The sequence below is a fragment of the Streptomyces sp. NPDC050211 genome, from assembly GCF_040656035.1.
Classification (GTDB): domain Bacteria; phylum Actinomycetota; class Actinomycetes; order Streptomycetales; family Streptomycetaceae; genus Streptomyces.
In genome coordinates, this window is record NZ_JBFALC010000004.1 from 296,914 (window position 1) to 312,020 (window position 15,107).

Consider the following 15,107-nt stretch of genomic DNA (forward strand, 5'->3'; position numbering starts at 1 on the left):
ATAGGAAATGCTTCCTAGCGTCTTCGACGTGCCAGCAAGTACCAGCAAGCCCCCGCGGATCGCCGTGCTCGCGGACTCAGACACCCGCTGGAAATGGGGTGCTTTGACCGCGGGTCGTATCGCTCCGGGCCCGTCCATGGAAACCGGACCGCGAGGCGACACGCAAGTTGCCCCTGCCCTGAGCGGATTTCTGCTACGCGGCCGGGCCACCCCAACCGCCCGCCAGCTGGCGGAAGTCGGCGTCCAGGCCGACTCCCTGCGGGAGGTCACAGCGGTCGAGTTCCTGCGTGCCATGGACCAGGAGGAGTACGACATCGTCGTGCTCGCCCTCGTCGGCGGCGGTGTCCAGGCGATGCTGCACGGCCTGGGGCGGGTCTGGGAGGGACGCCCGAAACGTCCCGTTGTCGTCACCGGCTATGTCGGCGTCGTCTACGAGAAGCTCGCCGACGGCCTGCTGCTGCGGCACGGCGCGGACCTCGTCCTCGCCAACTCCCGCCAGGACGCGGACCGTTTCCGGGGTGTGTACGACGGTGTGGGCGCCGACTCCTCGTCGGTCACCGAAGTCGCCCTGCCGTTCCTGGGCGGCGCGGCCTACACGGGTGAACACGAGCCGTACACCGTGGTGTTCGCCGCGCAGCCCTCGGTCCCGGAGAGCCGCAAGGACCGTACGTACCTGCTGGACCGGCTGATTCAGCACGCCCGCAAGCACCCCGAGCGCGAGGTGCTGCTCAAGCTGCGCTCCAAGCCGGGCGAACACACCACGCACATCGAGGAGTTGCCCTACCAGAAGCTGGCACAGAAGACCGATCTGCCCGCCAACTTCCGCCTGGTGTACGGGCACATGGGCGAGGTCCTCGACCGCACCGACCTGATGGTCACCGTCAGTTCCACGGCGGCGCTGGAAGCCCTGCACCGACGTATTCCCACGGTCATCCTCACCGACCTGGGTGTACGCGAGATGCTCGGCAATCACCATTTCGTGGGGTCCGGCTGCCTCGCCTCCTGGGACCAGCTCGACGAGGGACACCGGCCCACCCCGGACGAGGAGTGGGTGTCCCGGCAGGGCGTCGCGGCTGGGGGTACCCCCTCTGGGGGAGGCTCGTACGAGTCCGCTTTCATCCCGGCCCGTGAGCGGATCTCCAAGCTGCTCGCCTCGTCCGAACTGCCGCCCCTCACCCCGTACTACACACCCGCTACCGCGCCCGGCTATCTGCCCGGCATACTCGCCCGCCACCACCTCGGCCCGGACGGCAGTCCGCTGCCCGGTGCGCCCGCCGCCGACAAGGAGCCCGGACCGGTCCGGCAGATCGTGCGCCGGGCGGCGCGCGGCGCGTACCGGCACGGCGTCCAGCGGGTCGCGCCCGTGATCCGGCGCATGGGGGAGCTGTGAGCGACCCGACCGGGGCGCCGGGACGCGTCCCGCACACCTCGCGAGCGAACGCGTGGCCTTCGCAGGACAACCAAGGCCCTTCGCAAGCAGTCCAAGGAGTTATGTCCATGACCAACTCGAAAGCAGACCGAGGCGCTTCGGTGCGCAGAGTGCTCGCGGTGATCCCCGCGCGTGGCGGCTCCAAGGGCGTGCCCGCCAAGAACCTCGCCCCGGTCGGGGGCGTGCCGCTGGTGGCCCGCGCGGTGCGCGAATGCCGTGCCGCGCGACTGGTGACCGACGTCGTCGTCTCCACCGACGACCAGGCGATCGCGGCCGCGGCCCGCCAGGCGGGCGCCGAGGTCGTGCTCCGCCCGGCCGCCATCGCCGGCGACACGGCGACCTCCGAGGCCGCCGTGCTGCACGCCATGGACGCGCACGAGGCGCTGCACGGGTCCGCGGTGGACGTGGTGATGCTGGTGCAGTGCACCAGCCCGTTCATCGCCCGGGAGGACGTGGACGGCGTCGCCGCGGCGATCGTCGACAACGGCGCGGACACCGCGGTGACCGTGGCCGCGTTCCACGGGTTCATCTGGCGGGACGGCGACGAGGGCGCCGAGGACGGCGGCCACGGCGTCAACCACGACAAGTCCTTCCGCCCGCGCCGCCAGGACCGCCCGCAGGATTTCCTGGAGACCGGCGCCGCCTACGCGATGGACGCGGCCGGCTTCCGCAAGCACCAGCACCGCTTCTTCGGCCGCACCGAGCTGGTCCGCACGGACCCCGCCCGCGTGCTGGAGATCGACGACCACCACGAGCTGGCGCGGGCCCGGGCGCTCGCCCCCCTCTTCGACGCGGACCGCCCCGGTGCGCTGCCGACCGCCGCCGACATCGACGCGGTCGTCCTTGACTTCGACGGCACCCAGACCGATGACCGGGTGCTGATCGACGCCGATGGAAAGGAGTTCGTCTCCGTGCACCGCGGAGACGGCCTCGGCATCGCGGCCCTGCGCAAGTCGGGCCTGAAGATGCTGATCCTGTCCACGGAGCAGAACCCGGTCGTCGCCGCCCGGGCCCGGAAGCTGCAGATTCCGGTCCTGCACGGCATCGACCGGAAAGACCTCGCGCTGAAGCAGTGGTGCGAGGAGCAGGGCATCGCGCCTGAGCGCGTGCTCTACGTCGGCAACGACGTCAACGACCTCCCGTGCTTCGCCCTCGTGGGCTGGCCCGTGGCGGTCGCGAGCGCCCACGACGTCGTGCGCGGCGCCGCACGCGCGGTCACCACCATCCCCGGCGGCGACGGCGCGATCCGAGAGATCGCCAGCTGGATCCTCGGCCCCTCTCTCGATTCCCTCACCAAGTAAGGAAAACCATGAGCACCAACACCCGCATCCGTTCGTTCGGTTCGCGCGAGGTCGGCCCCGGCAAGCCCGTCTACGTCTGCGGCGAGATCGGCATCAACCACAACGGTGAGCTGGAGAACGCCTTCAAGCTGATCGACGTGGCCGCCGAGGCCGGCTGTGACGCGGTGAAGTTCCAGAAGCGCACCCCGGAGATCTGCACCCCGCGCGACCAGTGGGACATCGAGCGCGACACCCCCTGGGGCCGGATGACGTACATCGACTACCGCCACCGCGTCGAGTTCGGCGAGGACGAGTACCGCCAGATCGACGAGTACTGCAAGTCCAAGAACATCGCCTGGTTCGCCTCCCCGTGGGACACCGAGGCCGTCGCCTTCCTCGAGAAGTTCAACGTCCCCGCCCACAAGGTCGCCTCCGCGTCCCTCACCGACGACGAACTGCTGAAGGCGCTGCGCGCCACCGGCCGCGCGGTGATCCTCTCCACCGGCATGTCGACGCCGAAGCAGATCCGCCACGCGGTCGAGGTCCTCGGCTCGGACAACATCGTCATGTGCCACGCCACCTCGACGTACCCGGCGAAGGCCGAGGAGCTCAACCTCCGCGTGATCAACACGCTGGAGAAGGAGTACCCGAACGTCCCGATCGGCTACTCCGGCCACGAGACCGGCCTGCAGACCACGCTGGCCGCGGTCGCCCTTGGCGCGGTGTTCGTCGAGCGCCACATCACCCTGGACCGCGCGATGTGGGGCTCCGACCAGGCCGCCTCCGTCGAGCCGCAGGGCCTCACCCGCCTCGTCCGTGACATCCGCACCATCGAGGCCTCCCTCGGTGACGGTGTCAAGAAGGTCTACGAGTCCGAGCTGGGCCCGATGAAGAAGCTGCGCCGCGTCAACGGCGTCGTCGCCGAGGCGGAGATCGCCGCCGCCGCGGGCGAGCCGGTCCAGGTCTGATCCCCCTCAGACAGCGATTCGGGGCGGACACCGGCCGGTGTCCGCCCCGAACGCCCCCCAGAACGCTTAGAGTTCGCAGCGCGCAGACAGCGCCTTACGACGGGACGGTCGTTCGCCGATGAGCCCCCGTGCCGGGTCAGCCGGCCTGAAGACTCTCGCCTTCGTGGAGAGTCCGGTACAGCTCCTGAACGTGCTGGAGTGGGCGCATGCCCAGGCCCCGCACACCCAGGAGGGCCCCGACGCGGGGCTCACCCTGGTGGTCCTGTCCCCGATCGACCCGATGACCCGCGGCCAGCTGCGACGCATGTCCGAGCTGGCCCGTCAGGAGGGCCACGAGGTCCGCTGGGAGGAGGCGCGGGGCGGTGCCATGGCGCCGTTCCACACCATCGGCGGTCTGACGGGCATGCTCCGCCGGGCCGACCGGGTCGTCCTCGGCGACCCCTTCTCCCGTTACGTCCAGCTGCTGCTGACCATCACCAAGGCACGTGACCTGGTGGTCGTCGACGACGGCACGGCGACGATGGAGTTCGTCGCCCAGCTGGCCAGCGGTGAGCGCCTGGTGCGCTGGCATCGCAAGGGCGGCCGCCCCGGGCCCAGGGACCTGATCTTCGCCCCGGTGTCGTCCTCGGCCCGCCGCCGCCTCACGCCCGGCGAGAAGCGCCGGGTGGAGATCTTCTCGTCCATGCCGATGGCACAGACCCCGGCCGGAGTGACGGTCACCGCGAACACCTTCGCCTGGACCCGCTTCCGATTCGGCCCGCCCCGGATCACCAAGGGCGCGGACATGGTCGGCACCTCGCTGGTGGAGACCGGCGTGGTGGACGGCGACAGCTATCTGGAGGCCGTCCGCTCCCTCGCCAAGGCCCACGGCGCCACCCGCTACTTCGCCCACCGCCGGGAGGGCACGGAGAAGCTCCACCGGCTGGCGGTCGAGACGGGACTGGAGATCGTACGGCCGGACCTTCCGCTGGAGCTGATCGCCCGGCGCGGGCCCATCGGCCGGACGATTCTCAGCTTCCCCTCCACCGTCGTGCACACCCTGCCGCTCGCCCTGTCCGGCACAGAGGTCCGGGTCGCCGTGTGCGACATCGACCCCGCCTGGCTGACGGAGAGTGCCTCGCCCCGCGCGCAGGGCTTCCTGTCCGGGGTCACCGGCACGGCACGGGACGTGCACCGGCTGTCGGCGGTCACGGCCGTCTGAGCCGACCGCGGGCTACGCCGGCTTGCGGGCCAGCAGGAACGCACGGGGACGGCTCTCGTCCTCGTGCGGTTCGCGTACGACGCGCGCGCGGACGTCGAGGCCCGCCTTGGCCAGGTGGTCGGCCACCGTCTCCGGGGTGCGCCAGTAGCAGTCGAGCGCGATCTCCTGCCCGAAGCGTTCCGTGAGGTGCTCGGAGCCGTCGTGGTCGCCGGTCTGGAAGGCGAGCAGCACATGGCCGCCGGGGACCAGGACGCGATGGAACTCCGCGAACGTCGTCGGCAGATGATCGTCGGGGACGTGGATCACCGAGTAGAGCGCGACGATGCCGCCCAGGGTCTCGTCCGGAAGGTCCAGCGACGTCATCGAGCCCACGTGGAAACGGAGTTCGGGGTACGTCCGGGTGGCGAGCGACACCATGCGCGGCGAGAGGTCGATGCCGAACACCGGCAGGCCGAGGTCGTTCAGGCGGGCGGTCACGGCACCCGGGCCGCTGCCGATGTCGGCCACGGGATGCGGCGCGGCGCCCTTCACCAGGTCGGCGAAGCCGGTGAGCAGGGCCCGGTCCAGGGGCAGGTCGGCCAGATGGTCGGCGTGACGGTCGCTGTACGGGCTCGCTATGGCGTCGTACGAGGTCCGGGTCGCGTGGAGGAAAGCGGGGGTTTCGGGGTTCACGGGGCGCACGCTAGTGGGGGCGGGCGGGGTCGGGGGGCCGGTTTGGCTGACCGCTGCTTGTCCGGTGCCGGCTGTTTCCCGGGCGCCCGCTTGCCGGTCGCGGCGGCGTGGAGTGTCGGTCGTGCGCCGGGTGGAGCCGCGGTCGGGGGGCCGTGGGGGCGTGGTCGGGGCCCTGGTCGGGCGGGGTGTGCCGGGCTCGGGTCGCCGTTCCGACAGGTGAACAGAACCGCCGGGGGCGCGGTGGGCGTGGTATCCGTGGAGAGTGGGTAACCGGGATCTCATGATCCACTCGGCCGGAAGTCGGGCGAGTTTACCCATCTCAGTCGAAAGCCATGCGTCTGGCGGCCAGATTTTCTTCCCCTAACGGGTTGAACTTTTGTTGATCGTGGGTCAGTTGGCCACCCGGGCGTCCTACCCTTCAGAGGGTGAACCAACTGATGTCACTGGAGTCCGAGGCCGATCTCCCCGGGGAAGCCGTGCTCGCCGGCACGCTGCCCGAGGCGCTGCGTGCCGAACTCGTCGCCTTCCGGCGCGACTTGCACATGCACCCGGAGCTGGGCAACCAGGAGTTCCGCACCACCGCGGCCATCAAGGCACGGCTCGAGAAGGCCGGCCTCGCCCCGCGCGTGCTGGCCATCGGGACCGGGCTCGTCTGTGACATCGGTGACCTGGACGGCGTACGCCCCATGCTCGCGCTGCGCGCCGACATCGACGCGCTGCCCATTCCGGACACGAAGAGCGAGTGCTCGTACCGCTCGACCGTGCCCGATCGGGCGCATGCGTGCGGGCACGATGTGCATACGACCGTGGTGCTGGGCGCCGGGCTCGTGCTGGCCGAGCTGCACCGGCAGGGGAAGCTGCCGCGGCCCGTGCGGCTGCTCTTCCAGCCCGCCGAGGAGGTGCTGCCCGGTGGTGCCGCCGATGCCATCGAGTGCGGCGTGCTGGACGGCGTGGGGCAGATCATCGCCGTGCACTGCGATCCGCGCGTGGACGCCGGGAGGATCGGGCTGCGGGCCGGGGCCATCACGTCGGCGTGCGACCGGCTGGAGATCGCTCTGGACGGGCCCGGTGGGCACACCGCTCGGCCTCATCTGACTACTGATCTCGTGACTGCGGCGGCTCGGGTCGTCACTGATGTGCCCGCTCTTGTTTCGCGGCGCGTCGATTCGCGTAGTGGACTCGCCGTGACCTGGGGACGGGTCGAGTCCGGGCACGCTCCGAACGTCATTCCGCAGCACGCCGAACTGTCCGGGACCGTGCGGTGCCTGGACATCGAGGCGTGGCGGCAGGCGCCGGACATCGTGCATGCGGCGATCGATGAGATCGCCAACCTGTACCGGGCCAAGTCCGAGATCAACTACGTGCGGGGCGTGCCGCCCGTCGTCAACGACGCCGGCGTCACCGAATTGCTGCGGGACGCCATGGTCGCGCGGCGCGGTGTCGAGTCCGTGGAGGACACCGAGCAGAGTCTCGGCGGCGAGGACTTCTCCTGGTACCTGGAGCATGTGCCGGGGGCCATGGCCCGGCTCGGGGTGCGGACGCCGGGGGAGCGGACCGTGCGCGATCTGCATCAGGGGGACTTCGACGCCGACGAGTCGGCGATCACGGTGGGCGTGGAGCTGTTCACCGCGGCCGCGTTGCTTGAGGGCGGGGTGTAGGGCGGGCCTGTGTAGGGCGGGCCTTTCCGGTGCTTTGTTCCGGTTGCGGCCGGGGCTGGGCGGGGGCAGCCTGAGCGCATGGCGTTCATGTCCCGGCGTCATCACGCTGACGGCACCCCCGGTACACGGAGCGTGCGGGACCCATGGGGTGCGGTGTCCCAAGAACACCTTTCGATCCGGTGGTTCACAAGGACGTAACCGGCCATCGGCACGAATGGATAACGGCCACGCGAAACCCCGTTCCCAGGAGTGTCTACGCGCGTTACTGTGCGCCGAACTCAGCACCCACTGCGGGGCTTGGAGAATGGGGAACTTCACGATGCGTCGGATATCCAAACTGACTCGCGTCGCGGTGGGGGTCGCGTCGCTCGCACTCGCCGCGACCGCGTGCGGTGGCACCAGCAGTGACAGTGGTGACGAGGCCAAGGAGGATCTGGGTCTCGCCATCGCGTACGACATCGGCGGCAAGGGCGACCAGTCCTTCAACGACGCCGCGTACGCGGGCCTGCAGAAGGCTCAGAAGGAGTTCGGCTACAAGACGGATGACGTCGAGCCGACCGAGGGCGAGACGGACGCGGACAAGGAGCAGCGGCTGTCCTCGCTGGCCAAGCAGGGCTACAACCCCGTGATCGGCATCGGGTTCGCCTACGGTCCCGCGATGGAGGCCGTGGCCTCGAAGTACCCGGACACCACGTTCGGCATCGTGGACTCGGTCGTCGAGGGCGACAATGTCGCGTCTCTCGTCTTCGCCGAGGAGCAGGCCTCCTACCTCGCCGGTGTTGCCGCCGCGAAGGCGACCAAGACCAACACGGTTGGCTTTGTCGGCGGTGTCGACATTCCGCTGATCCACAAGTTCGAGGCCGGCTACAAGCAGGGCGTCGCGGAGACCAACCCGAAGGTCAAGGTCGTCTCGCAGTATCTGACGCAGACGGCCGAGGAGGGTGGCTTCTCCAGCCCCGACAAGGGCAAGGCTGCGGCCGAGGGGCAGATCGAGAAGAAGGCGGACGTCGTCTACCAGGCTGCCGGGCTGTCCGGGCAGGGTGTGATCGAGGCTGCGGCCAAGGCCAAGGTGTGGGCGATCGGGGTCGACTCCGACCAGTACAAGCAGGCGGCGCTGGCGCAGTACAAGAACTACATCCTGACGTCGGCTCTGAAGGATGTCGGCGGTGCGGTGTACGCGCTTTCGAAGTCGGTCGAGGACGGTAAGCCGCTGTCGGGTGTCCAGACCTTCGACCTGAAGGTGAACGGCGTCGGGCTTGCCGAGAGCAACCCGGAGTTCGCGAAGATCGCGGGTCTGTCGGATGCGGTGGCCAAGGCGAAGGCCGGGATCATCGACGGGTCCATCAAGGTCAAGACCGAGTAGTTCGCGGTCGGGGTGACATGGAGCGGGCTGGCATCCGGATAGGGTGCCGGCCCGCTTCGCGTTGTGTGGGGGTGCGGAGTGCCTCCCGGCGGGGGGCGCGGCTGGGTGGGGGTGCGCGTAGCGCCTGCCGACGGGTCGTGGGTCGGGGCCGGGGTGGGGGGGGGGGGCGGGGGCGGGCGCGGGGGTGGGGGGGGTGCGGCGGCGGCATGGGGCGAGTACGGGGGGCGGGCGGGGGGGCGCCGGGGGGGGGGGGGGGGGGGGGGGGGGCCCGGGGGGGGGGGGGGGGGGGGGGGGGGGGGGGGGGGGGGGCGCCGGGGGGGGGGGGGGGGGGGGGGGGGGGGGGGGGGGGTGTCCGTCCTCGGTCGGGCGGTTGCCGCTTGTCCGGAGGTGCGCGGCGTTGACGCCCGCCGCTGCGGGCGGACACCCCCCACCCCGTCCCCTTCCCGCCGCGCGCGACTGCGGGAGCACGGTGGCATCCGTCAAGCTGCGGGCTGTCGTGCGGTCGGGGCGGCGCCCACCCAGCAGGTGGCCGCTTCGTCCCGCCCAGCTGCCGGGCCGCCGTCCCGCCCAGCCTGCGGGCCGCCGTTCCGCCAAGCTGCGGGCATGCGTGCCGCCTGGGGCGGCATGGGTGGGCGCAGGCGGCACCCCGTCAGCGCCGGGCGCGCGACCGACGCCCGGTCGGCCACCAAGGCGCGGCGCCCCGTCAGCGCCGGGCTGGGCGACCGACCCCCGGCCGGCGGCCCAACTCGCGGCACCCGTCAGCACCGGGCTCCGCGGAGCGCTTGGGCACGGGCGGATAACAAGGTGGACAGAAGGGGTTTTCAGGCTTGTCTACGCGCGTTAATCTGCGGCGAAGCCAGCGCCGTAGCTGAACCGTCCGGCGCTCGTACGACAGGAGCACCACAACATGCGCCGGGTTTCCCGCCTCGCGGTCGCGGGCGCAGCGACCGCCTCCCTCGCCCTCGTTCTGTCCGCCTGTGGCGGTACGTCCACCTCCGCCTCGTCGGAGTCGGACGGCGACAAGGGCCTCGCCATCGCGTACGACGTCGGCGGCAAGGGCGACCAGTCCTTCAACGACGCCGCGTTCGCGGGGCTGGAGAGGGCGAAGAAGGAGTTCGGGTACGAGACGGACGACGTCGAGCCCACGGACGGGGAGACGGACGCCGACAAGGCTCAGCGGCTGGCCTCGCTGGCGAAGCAGGGGTACAACCCGGTGATCGGCGTCGGCTACGCGTACGCGCCGGCCGTCAAGGAGGTCGCCGAGAAGTACCCGGACACCACCTTCGGCATCGTCGACGACTCCCAGGTCCAGGCGGACAACGTGGCCGACCTGGTGTTCTCCGAGGAGGAGGCCTCCTACCTCGCCGGTGTGGCGGCTGCCAAGAGCACCAAGACCAACACCGTGGGCTTTGTCGGCGGTGTGGACATCCCGTTGATTCACAAGTTCCAGGCCGGCTTCGAGCAGGGTGTCAAGGACACCAACTCGAAGGTCAAGGTTCTGTCGCAGTATCTGACGCAGACCGCGGAGGAAGGCGGCTTCTCCAGCCCCGACAAGGGCAAGTCGGCCGCCGAGGGGCAGATCGAGAAGAAGGCCGATGTCGTGTACGCGGCGGCCGGGCTTTCGGGTCAGGGTGTCATCGAGGCCGCCGCCGCCAACAAGGTGTGGGCGATCGGTGTCGACTCCGACCAGTACAAGCAGGCAGCGCTCGCCACGTACAAGGAATCCATCCTGACCTCGGCGACCAAGGACGTCGCCAAGGCGGTCTACAACCTGGCGAAGTCGGTCGAGGACGGTAAGCCCGAGACCGGTATCGTTCGTGGCGATCTGAAGAGCGGCGAGGTCGGTCTCGCGGACTCCAACCCGAAGTTCGCGGACGACGCCGCCCTCCAGGAAGCCATCGAGACGGCCAAGGAGAAGATCATCAGCGGCGAGATCAAGGTCAAGTCCAGCTGAATACCGAGACCCTGAGCAGCGTGTAACCGCGGGGTTACGTCCGCTCAACGGGGTACGGGGAGGCTTCTCCCCGTACCCCGTTGTCAGCGATGCGTCGGCCCCTTTGAATGCCGTAGGGGCGCTACGCGCGTAGACGACCCCCGTCCCCAGGAGAGTGCGCCATCAACGCGTCCAGCAGCCCTCCGGCCGGCGCGGCGGTCAACGGTCAGGTGACCGCCGTCGAGCTCGCCGGGATCACAAAGCGTTTCCCGGGCGTCGTGGCCAACCACGACATCCACCTCACCGTCCGCAAGGGCACCGTCCACGCCCTCGTCGGAGAGAACGGCGCCGGCAAGTCGACGCTGATGAAGATCCTCTACGGCATGCAGAAGCCGGACGAGGGCACCATCGCGATCGACGGCGAGCAGGTCAGCTTCGGCAGTCCCGCCGACGCCATCGCCCGCGGCATCGGCATGGTGCATCAGCACTTCATGCTCGCCGACAATCTGACGGTCCTCGAGAACGTCGTGCTGGGCAGCGAGAAGCTGTACGGCATCGGGGGCAGGGCCCGGAAGAAGATCAAGGAGATCTCCGAGCGGTACGGGCTCGGGGTGCGGCCCGATGTGCTGGTGGAGGAGCTCGGTGTTGCCGCTCGGCAGCGGGTGGAGATTCTGAAGGTTCTTTATCGGGGTGCGACCACTCTGATTCTGGACGAGCCGACCGCTGTGCTCGTGCCGCAGGAAGTCGACGCTCTCTTCGACAACCTGCGGGAGCTGCGGGCCGAGGGGCTGTCGGTCATCTTCATCTCGCACAAGCTGGGCGAGGTGCTGTCGGTCGCCGATGAGATCACCGTCATCCGGCGGGGGACCACCGTGGGGACCGCTGTTCCCGCCGAGACCACCTCGCGTCAGCTCGCCGAGATGATGGTCGGCAGCGAGCTGCCCACGCCAGAGACCGCCGAGTCGACCGTCACCGATCGTCCGGTCATCAGCGTGGAGAAGCTGCGGCTGGAGGCGTTCGGGGGCAAGGCGCTGCTCGACGACATCACCTTCACCATTCACGCTGGTGAGGTGCTCGGTATCGCCGGTGTCGAGGGCAACGGGCAGACCGAGCTGGTCGACGCGCTCATCGGGCTCAAGGCCGCCGACTCCGGCACCATCACGCTGGCGGAGGAGGAGATCACCGGCTGGACCACGCGTAAGCGCCGTGAGCAGGGCATCGGGTACATCCCCGAGGACCGGCACCGCCATGGACTGCTCCTGGAGGCGCCCCTCTGGGAGAACCGCATCCTCGGGCACGTCACCGAGAAGCCGAACGCCAAGGGCGTATGGCTCGATCCGAAGGCCGCGCAGGAGGACACGCGCCGGATCGTCGAGGCGTACGACGTCCGCACCCCCGGCATCGACGTCACGGCCTCCTCGCTGTCCGGCGGCAACCAGCAGAAGCTGATCGTCGGCCGCGAGATGACCCACAAGCCGCGCTTCCTGATCGCCTCCCACCCGACCCGCGGTGTGGACGTCGGTGCGCAGGCTGCCATCTGGGATCACATTCGCGAGGCGCGGCGGGAGGGGCTTGCCGTGCTGCTGATCTCCGCCGATCTGGACGAGCTGATCGGCCTGTCCGACACCCTCCGCGTGATCTACAACGGCAGGCTGGTCGCCGACGCCGATCCCGCCACCATCACCCCGGAGGAGCTCGGCTCGGCCATGACCGGTGCGGCCACCGGTCATCTGGAGCACGAGGAAACCCCCGAAGACGCCCCTGAGCCCGGCGAAGACGAGGCCCGCTGATATGAAGAAGTTCGACAAGGAGCGCGTGCTCCTCGCAGTGGCCGGACCGGTCATCGCGCTCGCCGTGGCCTTCGCGCTGAGCTCGATCGTGCTGATCGCCTCGGGCAAGAACCCGGTCGAGCCGTTCACGATCATGTTCGAGCAGATCGGGTTCTCCGACATCCAGGTCCTGGTCATCAACCAGGCCTCGATGTACTACATCGCGGCGCTCGCGGTGGCCATCGGCTTCCGGATGAACCTGTTCAACATCGGCGTCGACGGCCAGTACCAGCTCGCCGCCATGATGGCCGCGATCGTCGGCGCCCACGCCAACCTGCCGGCCGCCCTGCAGATCCCGCTGCTCCTCCTGACCGCCGTCTGCACCGGCGCCTTCTGGTCCGGTATCGCCGGTGTCCTCAAGGTCACCCGGGGCGTCAGCGAGGTCGTCGCGACGATCATGCTGAACGCGATCGCCACCTCCGTCATCGCCTACCTGTGGCTGCCGAACGTCTTCGGCGTGAAGGTCGGCAACAACAACACCACCGGCGAGATGTACGAGTCCGGCTGGGTGCCGGGCATCGACATGGGCGACGCGGGCGAGATCTACGGTCTGGTGATCCTCGCCGTGGTGCTCGGCATCGCCTTCTGGGTCACCCTCAACCGCACCCGGTTCGGCTTCGACCTGCGCGCCTCCGGCGCCTCTGAGACCGCCGCCGCGGCCAGCGGTGTCGACCCCAAGCGCATGGTGCTCACCGCCATGCTGCTGTCTGGCGGTATCGCCGGACTGGCGGGCCTGCCGATCCTGCTCGGCGACGCCCACACCTACAACCTCAACTTCCCCACCGGCATCGGCTTCCTCGGTATCGGCATCGCCCTGCTCGGCCGCAACAGCCCGGTCGGCATCGCCTTCGCCGCCCTGCTGTGGGCCTGGCTCGACAAGGCCTCGCCCGAGCTGGACTTCCACGACTACGACAAGGAGATCGCGGTCATCATGCAGGGCCTGATCGTGCTCTCGGTCGTCGTCTCCTATGAGGCCGTACGCGAATGGGGTCTGCGCCGCCAGCAGCGCCGCGTCGGCGCTGAACTGGCCGCCGGTCACGTCCTCGGCGCCACCAACACCACGAAGGAGGTGGCTGGCCGATGACCGCCCCCATCTCGGCGACCGACGTCAACCAGCCCACGCTGCAGCCCGCGGCGCCGACCGGCCGCCGTCTGACGTGGCCCGTCCTGCTGCTGGTCATCGCCGGAGCCCTGGCACTGACCTCGATCGTCCGCATCATCACCGGCGCCGACGGCATCACCAACGTCAGCCAGATGTCCACCGCGCTCCAGCTCGCCGTGCCGATCGGCCTCGCCGGTCTCGGCGGTCTGTGGGCCGAGCGCGCGGGCGTCGTCAACATCGGCCTCGAGGGCATGATGATCCTCGGCACCTGGTTCGGCGCCTGGGCCGGATTCCAGTGGGGCCCGTGGACCGGTGTCCTCGTCGGCATCATCGGCGGCTGCGTCGGCGGTCTGCTGCACGCCCTCGTCACCATCACCTTCAACGTCAACCACATCGTCTCCGGTGTGGCCATCAACATCCTCGCCCTGGGCGCCACCCGCTATCTCGCGCCCCTCGCCTTCGAGGGCCACGAGGGCGGCTCCGCCAAGCAGTCCCCGGCGGTCGACTCGCTCGGCAACTTCACGGTGCCGGGACTCTCCGACGGCCTGCGGGACCTCAACGAAAAGGGCTGGTTCTTCATCTCCGACGTCGCCGGACTGCTCGGCGGCCTGATCACCAACGTCTCCTGGCTGACCCTGATCGCCGTCGCGCTGATCCCCGCGACCTGGTGGATCCTGTGGCGCACGGCGTTCGGTCTGCGGCTGCGGTCCTGCGGTGAGAACCCGGTCGCGGCCGAGTCGCTCGGTGTGAACGTCTACAAGTACAAATACCTGGCCGTCATCATCTCGGGCGGCCTGGCGGGCCTCGGTGGCGTGTTCCTCTCCATCGTCGCCAACCCCTTCTATCTGGAGGGCCAGGTCAGCGGTCGCGGCTACATCGGCCTCGCCGCGATGATCTTCGGCAACTGGATGCCGGGCGGACTCGCCATCGGCGCGGGCCTGTTCGGCTACACCGACAGCCTCAACCTGCGCGGCGGCTCCGAGAACGTTCACGCGCTGCTGCTGCTCGGCGCGCTGCTGCTGGTCATCGGCGCGATCTGGCTGGCCGTACGCAAGAAGTACGTCCAGGCGGTCATCACGCTGATCGTCGGAGCCCTGGTGTTCGCCTGGTACGCCGGCACCAACGAGGTCCCCAACCAGGTCGTCTCGGCCACGCCGTACGTCATCACGCTGATCGTCCTCGCGCTGTCCGCCCAGCGGCTCAGGATGCCGAGGGCGAACGGCATGCCGTACCGGAAGGGACAAGGCAAGTGACCGTCGACTGGGAGGCCCTGCGGTCGGTGGCGAGGGACGCCATGTCCCATGCGTACGCCCCCTACTCGGGCTACTCGGTCGGCGTCGCCGCCCTGGTCGACGACGGCCGCACGGTCTCCGGCTGCAATGTCGAGAACGCCTCCTACGGGCTCGGGCTGTGCGCCGAGTGCGGGCTGGTCTCGGAGCTGCAGCGCACCGGCGGCGGCCGGCTGACGCACTTCACCTGCGTCGACGGCAAGGGCGACATCCTCGTCCCGTGCGGCCGCTGCCGGCAGCTGCTGTACGAGTTCGGCGGCCCGGACCTGCTGCTGGAGACCCCGGCGGGAATCCTGCCGCTGTCGGAGATGCTGCCGCAGGCCTTCGGGCCGGGGCACCTCACCAAGTAACTCCCGTGCGGCCCCTCCGAACCGGATCGGAGG

General features: G+C 69.8%; 12 protein-coding genes. 11 read left to right on the plus strand and 1 reads right to left on the minus strand.

Annotation, left to right across the window (positions count from 1 at the left end):
• The first annotated feature begins 28 nt into the window (after positions 1-28).
• The 4 genes from AB0I98_RS07000 to AB0I98_RS07015 all read left to right on the plus strand — a co-directional run bounded on the left by AB0I98_RS07000 (position 29) and on the right by AB0I98_RS07015 (position 4,878).
• Positions 29-1,390, plus strand: a complete 1,362-nt coding sequence (locus AB0I98_RS07000) for a DUF6716 putative glycosyltransferase (RefSeq protein ID WP_362936355.1) — start codon at positions 29-31, stop codon at positions 1,388-1,390.
• Positions 1,391-1,497: 107 nt separating this feature from the next.
• Complete coding sequence (locus tag AB0I98_RS07005; RefSeq protein ID WP_362936358.1) at positions 1,498-2,730, plus strand: N-acylneuraminate cytidylyltransferase; 1,233 nt, start codon at positions 1,498-1,500, stop codon at positions 2,728-2,730.
• 8 nt (positions 2,731-2,738) lie between these two features.
• The gene (locus tag AB0I98_RS07010) at positions 2,739-3,677 is read left to right on the plus strand and encodes an N-acetylneuraminate synthase family protein (RefSeq protein ID WP_362936361.1); all 939 of its coding nucleotides are present in this window, start codon (positions 2,739-2,741) and stop codon (positions 3,675-3,677) included.
• 118 nt (positions 3,678-3,795) lie between these two features.
• Positions 3,796-4,878, plus strand: a complete 1,083-nt coding sequence (locus AB0I98_RS07015) for a hypothetical protein (protein ID WP_362936364.1) — start codon at positions 3,796-3,798, stop codon at positions 4,876-4,878.
• A gap of 12 nt (positions 4,879-4,890) precedes the next feature.
• Here AB0I98_RS07015 and AB0I98_RS07020 read toward each other — a convergent pair whose 3' ends face one another.
• Positions 4,891-5,550, minus strand: a complete 660-nt coding sequence (locus AB0I98_RS07020; protein WP_362936367.1) for a class I SAM-dependent methyltransferase — start codon at positions 5,548-5,550, stop codon at positions 4,891-4,893.
• A 437-nt stretch (positions 5,551-5,987) separates the two neighbouring features.
• Here AB0I98_RS07020 and AB0I98_RS07025 point away from each other — a divergent pair, with 437 nt between their 5' ends.
• The 7 genes from AB0I98_RS07025 to AB0I98_RS07055 all read left to right on the plus strand — a co-directional run bounded on the left by AB0I98_RS07025 (position 5,988) and on the right by AB0I98_RS07055 (position 15,074).
• On the plus strand, positions 5,988-7,208 hold the full coding sequence (locus AB0I98_RS07025; protein ID WP_362936497.1) for a M20 family metallopeptidase: 1,221 nt from the start codon (positions 5,988-5,990) through the stop codon (positions 7,206-7,208).
• 319 nt (positions 7,209-7,527) lie between these two features.
• On the plus strand, positions 7,528-8,571 hold the full coding sequence (locus tag AB0I98_RS07030; RefSeq protein ID WP_362936370.1) for a BMP family ABC transporter substrate-binding protein: 1,044 nt from the start codon (positions 7,528-7,530) through the stop codon (positions 8,569-8,571).
• 907 nt (positions 8,572-9,478) lie between these two features.
• Positions 9,479-10,525 carry a BMP family ABC transporter substrate-binding protein gene (locus AB0I98_RS07035; RefSeq protein ID WP_362936372.1) on the plus strand — a complete coding sequence of 349 codons (1,047 nt, stop codon included), beginning with the start codon at positions 9,479-9,481 and terminating at the stop codon, positions 10,523-10,525.
• A 209-nt stretch (positions 10,526-10,734) separates the two neighbouring features.
• Positions 10,735-12,294, plus strand: a complete 1,560-nt coding sequence (locus AB0I98_RS07040; RefSeq protein WP_362936374.1) for an ABC transporter ATP-binding protein — start codon at positions 10,735-10,737, stop codon at positions 12,292-12,294.
• Position 12,295: 1 nt separating this feature from the next.
• Positions 12,296-13,417: an ABC transporter permease gene (locus AB0I98_RS07045; protein ID WP_362936377.1), complete on the plus strand. Its 1,122-nt coding sequence runs from the start codon at positions 12,296-12,298 to the stop codon at positions 13,415-13,417.
• Positions 13,414-14,688 (plus strand): ABC transporter permease, encoded by a 1,275-nt coding sequence (locus AB0I98_RS07050; protein WP_362936379.1) that lies wholly within the window; start codon positions 13,414-13,416, stop codon positions 14,686-14,688. Before AB0I98_RS07045 ends, AB0I98_RS07050 begins: the two co-directional genes overlap by 4 nt.
• Positions 14,685-15,074 (plus strand): cytidine deaminase, encoded by a 390-nt coding sequence (locus AB0I98_RS07055; RefSeq protein ID WP_362936382.1) that lies wholly within the window; start codon positions 14,685-14,687, stop codon positions 15,072-15,074. Before AB0I98_RS07050 ends, AB0I98_RS07055 begins: the two co-directional genes overlap by 4 nt.
• Positions 15,075-15,107 lie beyond the last annotated feature (33 nt).

Excerpts from the sequence above, each read along its gene's own strand:
- AB0I98_RS07035 (WP_362936372.1), top strand. The coding sequence starts at position 9,479 with ATGCGCCGGGTTTCCCGCCTCGCGGTCGCGGGCGCAGCGACCGCCTCC.
- AB0I98_RS07030 (WP_362936370.1), top strand. The coding sequence starts at position 7,528 with ATGCGTCGGATATCCAAACTGACTCGCGTCGCGGTGGGGGTCGCGTCG.
- AB0I98_RS07005 (WP_362936358.1), top strand. The coding sequence starts at position 1,498 with ATGACCAACTCGAAAGCAGACCGAGGCGCTTCGGTGCGCAGAGTGCTC.
- AB0I98_RS07050 (WP_362936379.1), top strand. The coding sequence starts at position 13,414 with ATGACCGCCCCCATCTCGGCGACCGACGTCAACCAGCCCACGCTGCAG.
- AB0I98_RS07025 (WP_362936497.1), top strand. The coding sequence starts at position 5,988 with ATGTCACTGGAGTCCGAGGCCGATCTCCCCGGGGAAGCCGTGCTCGCC.
- AB0I98_RS07045 (WP_362936377.1), top strand. The coding sequence starts at position 12,296 with ATGAAGAAGTTCGACAAGGAGCGCGTGCTCCTCGCAGTGGCCGGACCG.
- AB0I98_RS07010 (WP_362936361.1), top strand. The coding sequence starts at position 2,739 with ATGAGCACCAACACCCGCATCCGTTCGTTCGGTTCGCGCGAGGTCGGC.
- AB0I98_RS07015 (WP_362936364.1), top strand. The coding sequence starts at position 3,796 with ATGAGCCCCCGTGCCGGGTCAGCCGGCCTGAAGACTCTCGCCTTCGTG.